The 504-nt window shown below is 48.2% G+C and carries 1 protein-coding gene; it reads left to right on the top strand.

What is annotated here, in order from left to right; translation table 11 throughout:
• On the top strand, nucleotides 1-253 hold a 253-nt coding region (locus R8N49_RS30870; protein WP_318190917.1), incomplete at its 5' end, for a pyrimidine/purine nucleoside phosphorylase.
• Nucleotides 254-504 lie beyond the last annotated feature (251 nt).

Genomic DNA, 504 nt, shown 5'->3' with positions numbered 1-504 from the left:
CGGTGTAAAGTCACTAGGTTTTAACCAGCACGGACAGGATGTTAGTGTCGGTGTGATGCTTCCGGGCGAGTACACATTTGGTACGCAGGCTCCTGAGCGCATGACAGTCGTTAAAGGTGCTCTCGTGGTGCAACGCGTAGGTGAAGCCGACTGGACAACCTACAGCTGCGGGGAGTCGTTTGATGTTGAAGGTAACTCATCATTTGAGCTGCAAGTGAAAGACGCAACGGCTTACTTGTGCGAATACCTATAATCGGTACAAATGCTGAATTGCTTTAAGCCACCTTCGGGTGGCTTTTTTAGTTGCGTAATTTCCTTGAACTGGCGCACGAGATATCGCTTAGAATTCGGTATCTTGGCGCTATTTATGCGCAACTGTGTATATACTTAGTATAAGTACACCCATCAACCAAGGAGGAAGTGATGGCAGTACAACGCAAGCATTCTGATCTCCCTCCTCGCTACGAAGCGAGCGATTTAACGAATGAACAGCGACACCGCTTT

The sequence above is a fragment of the Vibrio sp. 1978 genome, from assembly GCF_033344345.1.
Note: the sequence above shows the minus strand (reverse complement) of the source record. Positions and strands in the feature narration are given on the sequence as shown.